At 33.6% G+C, this 4282-nt stretch carries 5 protein-coding genes; all 5 read right to left on the bottom strand.

Translation table 11 applies throughout. The features are described 5' to 3' along the window. Positions 1–562: undecaprenyl-diphosphate phosphatase UppP (uppP, locus tag ACTT1L_RS14075; protein WP_442821969.1), on the bottom strand; the 562-nt coding region annotated here is incomplete at its 3' end. A gap of 17 nt (positions 563–579) precedes the next feature. Continuing rightward, positions 580–1317, bottom strand: coding sequence for an ABC transporter permease (locus tag ACTT1L_RS14070; protein ID WP_000247724.1), 738 nt, complete (start codon positions 1315–1317; stop codon positions 580–582). Then, positions 1310–2239 carry an ABC transporter ATP-binding protein gene (locus ACTT1L_RS14065; protein ID WP_000074574.1) on the bottom strand — a complete coding sequence of 310 codons (930 nt, stop codon included), beginning with the start codon at positions 2237–2239 and terminating at the stop codon, positions 1310–1312. The genes ACTT1L_RS14070 and ACTT1L_RS14065 overlap by 8 nt, the downstream gene beginning before the upstream one ends. A gap of 68 nt (positions 2240–2307) precedes the next feature. After that, positions 2308–3321 (bottom strand): sensor histidine kinase, encoded by a 1014-nt coding sequence (locus ACTT1L_RS14060; RefSeq protein ID WP_000845341.1) that lies wholly within the window; start codon positions 3319–3321, stop codon positions 2308–2310. Next, on the bottom strand, positions 3311–4024 hold the full coding sequence (locus ACTT1L_RS14055) for a response regulator transcription factor (protein WP_000651988.1): 714 nt from the start codon (positions 4022–4024) through the stop codon (positions 3311–3313). The genes ACTT1L_RS14060 and ACTT1L_RS14055 overlap by 11 nt, the downstream gene beginning before the upstream one ends. Positions 4025–4282: the final 258 nt, after the last annotated feature.

Below are 4282 nucleotides of genomic sequence, written 5' to 3'. Positions count from 1 at the left end.
ATGAGAACTCTGATGCAGTCTTATAATTTACTTTTGCTAATAGACCTCCAGAGATAGTAGATCCTGCTCTAGAAAAGCCAGGGTATACTGCTAAACATTGAAATAATCCAATTGTTAATGCTTGATGGTATGTTAAATCGTCCAGTGAGCAGGCGGTTGCCTCTTGCTTTTTTACTTCTGCAAAGATCATAAGAATTGCCCCTGCTACAAGTCCAATCACAACAGTATATGGCTGAAATAAGTAAGTTTTAATAACATCATGTAGTAGTAAACCAGCAACTACTGCCGGAAATACGCCAAGAAATACATGGAACGCGTTGAATTTATTCTCCTTCCGTAGAAGAGGCTTAATATTACATAAAGATACGAGACGTTTATGATATAAAATTGCAATAGCTAAAATTGCGCCTAGTTGAATAACAATTTCAAATGTTTTCGCTCTTTCTCCTTCAAAGCCTAATAAATGCCCGACTAATATAAGGTGGCCGGTAGAAGAGATAGGTAAAAATTCAGCTAACCCCTCTACGATACCGAGTATGAAGGCAATAATGATATCGCTCATAGTTTCACTCCTAAAAATTAATGAATGTCTACTCTCTTAAAATAGAATAGTGTTGCGATAAATCCGAAAATCGTTGTTGCTGCAATGATCATATAAGAATACTCTGGTGGATATGTGGGTTGTAATTCATTATTTGCGATATCTAAAGTGGCGATCCAGGGAAATAAATCTTTATGTTTGGAATTTACGAGCATAAGATTAGTCATTGTAATAATGACTGTTAATATAATAGGCGGTACATAGCTCTTCATTACAAGAGTTAATAGAACAATAGGTGAAGACAATAGAAAAAGAAGTCCACCACAGGTTAAAAATTTTAGGAAAGAACCTAAAAGTAAAGCAGTGTTAAAACCAGGGAAGTTCCCCAATAGCCCTAATATTAAAGTAAGCGACCAAGCAACTAAAGTTAGCATCATGATCCAAAGGAAAAGAATGATGAACTTACTTATAATAAAACTAATACGTGACACGGGGATAGTTAGTAAATTTTTTAATGTGTCTTCTGCATATTCACGGGTAAACAGATAAGCAACTACTACTCCATATAAGGGGAACCCTATAACTAAAGTAGTGTATAAGTTAACTTCAGTGAATAATTGATGGAACCAAATAGTCGGAGTTGGCTGTTTGGTTTTTATATGTATATAAGAAGCTACTACGACTAAGAAAGGTGCGACACCAGCCCCAATAATACTAATTAAAAACATATTAGAGCGTTTTAGTTTTAATAGTTCTGTATAGAGTAGGTTAACCAATTGTTCCACCTCCAACTAGTTTGGTGAAATAATCTTCTAATCTGTCTTCGCTCATCATCATTTTTAATACTTCAATATCATTTAGAACAAACGTTCTGTTGATGTATCCTTGTTGCCCGAAATGAGAGTAAATGCGAATATTCCCTTCATCATGTACCTCATAATCGAAAATTTGAAATTGATTTTCTAATAACATCGTAGCCTTACTGTCATTATTCACCTGAAATTCTATGTATTTACGGTTTGCTTTGCGTAGCGTATCAAGAGAAACTTCTTCTAGTAACTTTCCTTCGTGAATAATTCCGATACGATCAACTAACTGTTCTACCTCGGCTAATATGTGACTAGAAATGAGTATCGTTATATTCCTTTCTTGAGCTAAAGAATGAATAAGTTTTCGCATTTCTTTAATCCCGATGGGGTCTAGTCCGTTAGTTGGTTCATCTAATATAAGTAGTTCGGGATAATGGAGAAGGGCGCGTGCAATTCCTAAACGCTGCTTCATGCCTAAAGAATACTTTCCCACTAACTTTTTTGTTTCATGTTGCAAGCCTACTATTTCTAACGCTTCTTCAATAGCATTCTTTTTGTGAACCCCAATTATCTTTGCGTTAATTAATAAGTTTTCTTTTGCAGTTAAGTTTTCATAAAACCCTGGAACTTCAACGATAGAACCAATTCTACTTAAAATATCTTTTTGATTTTGAAATAAGTCCTCTCCGAATATTTCGATAGTTCCACTTGTAGGCTTTATAAGACCGAGTAGCATACGAATGGTTGTTGTTTTACCAGCACCGTTACGACCTATGAATCCATAAATCTCTCCCTGTTGAACGTTAATATTTAGATTATCTACGGATTTTTGATTGCCATATACTTTAGTAAGATTAGTTGTTTTTATAATTGTATTTATAGGAGACACCTACTTTCTATAAGTTCTTACTTACATGATAAGCAGGAAGGTTTAACTGCATATTAATCATTTCTTAACTATTTCTTAAAAGTATTGTGTTTTGGAATGGAAAATCCAAAAGTGGTTCTTTCCCATGGATTACTTTCAACCCATATATGCCCGCCATTCTTTTCAACGAGCGCTTTAGAAATAGAAAGTCCGAGACCGCTACCACCAAAAGAGGAGTTTCTTGATTGTTCGCTTCGGTACATTCGCTCAAATATGTTTTGCAAATCATGTTTTGGAATACCAGGGCCTTTGTCCCAAATAAGAAGTTCATATTCTGTATCGGTTTCTAATAGTTCGACTCCTACTGTTTTCCCATCCTTTCCGTAATAAATAGCATTTTTCATTAAATTACCTATAATTCGTATAAGGCTAAGTTGATCTGCCATGATAGGAAAAGTAGATTCTGGTATGAGAATTTGTAGTTCAATATTATGTTTTGAGAGCTCAGGTAAAAATTCAATCAAAACTTCTCTAGTAACTTCAGAAAAGTCGAGTTCTTCTTCTTTTAGTGGAAATTCGTTAGCATCTAGCTTCGCCATATTGAATATCTCATCAACTAGGTGCTTCAAGTTATTTGATTTCATATAAAGTATTTTAAGATATTCTTGCTTTTCTATTTCAGAAGCAGCAACCTCATCTTTTAAGGCATCAATATAGCCAATAATGGAGGTAAGTGGTGTTCGTATATCGTGCGAGATACTAGACAGAAGTTTTTTTCTAGATTCCTCAGACCTCTTTGCTTCAATCCGAACCTTTTCTAATTCAGCTATTAGTTCGTTTATTGAAAAAACGATATTATGTAATGAACGATCATTGCTTGTAAATAATCTTGCTTGTAAATTACCTTTTAGTACACGACTTAATTTAGTATCTATTGATTTGCGGTGCTGAATGAATTGTATTCTTGAAAAGAAGAGATACATTGTAATTAAGATAAGGGTAATAAATAAAGATATTTTTACCCTTGGGTCCATTTGTATATTTAAAAGCCCGCAAATGATAAGTTGTAATGAAATAAGGAAAAGGGTTTTATCAGTCTTCAAGCTGTTCACCTACAAACTTATAACCAATTCCCCATACAGTCTGAATGAATTTTGGGTTGGAAGGATCGACTTCTATTTTCTTTCTAAGTTTTCGAATATGTACCATAACGGTATTGTCATCTTCTATATAATTATCGTCCCACACATTTCGGAAGAGTTGTGTTTTTGTAAATACTTGTCCTGGATTTGAAGTGAAGAATTTTAATAGTTCCAGTTCTTTTCCGGTTAAGTTAATTTCTTCTTTGTTTGTATGAACTGTATATGTATTTAAATCAATCAATAGGCCTTTAAAAGTTAGAGTTGTTTTCTTTTGTATATTAGCGTCACTTCCAAGAACTAAAAAACGCCGCATAAGAGCTTTTACACGTGCAATGACTTCATGAATACTGAAAGGCTTTGTAATGTAATCATCAGCACCAATGCTTAAACCTAAAATTTTATCAACTTCATGATCTTTAGCGGTTAGCATTAATATCGGTACGTTCGTTTTATCTCTAAGCTTTCTACATACTTCAATACCATCTACTTTCGGCATCATAAGGTCTAGTATAACGAGGTTATAGTTGTTTTGATTAAATAATTGTAAGGCTTCATCGCCATTAATCGCAGTATCTACCATATATAATTCTCGTTCCAAATATATTTTTAATAAATTTCGGATTTCTTTATCATCGTCTGCTATAAGGATACGTATATCTTTCATATCTTCACCTGCTTCTAATAGAGTTCATTGATAGTACAACAACCCCCTAATTATATAATATTATTTGTTAAAATAAGGTTAATAGTTTTGTTGGAGGGAAATGTCCACGTAAATTAAATTGAATATGTGTTGCAAAAATGAACTAATGAGAAGCAGAAGGTAGTTTCCGATAATGAATTTTTGCGGGGATGTATCTAGCTAAAAGAGCATAAAAGCATGTAATTAAATATCTTTATAAAAAGGTATTGACGATTGCTA

Source organism: Bacillus sp. FH (assembly GCF_052216825.1).
GTDB lineage: Bacteria > Bacillota > Bacilli > Bacillales > Bacillaceae_G > Bacillus_A > Bacillus_A paranthracis.
The sequence above is the reverse complement of the archived record's forward strand: the minus strand, read 5'-3'. Positions and strand labels throughout refer to the sequence as shown.

Bases quoted from the DNA above. Each gene is read 5' to 3' on its own strand.
- ACTT1L_RS14055 (WP_000651988.1), bottom strand. From the start codon at position 4,024: ATGAAAGATATACGTATCCTTATAGCAGACGATGATAAAGAAATCCGA.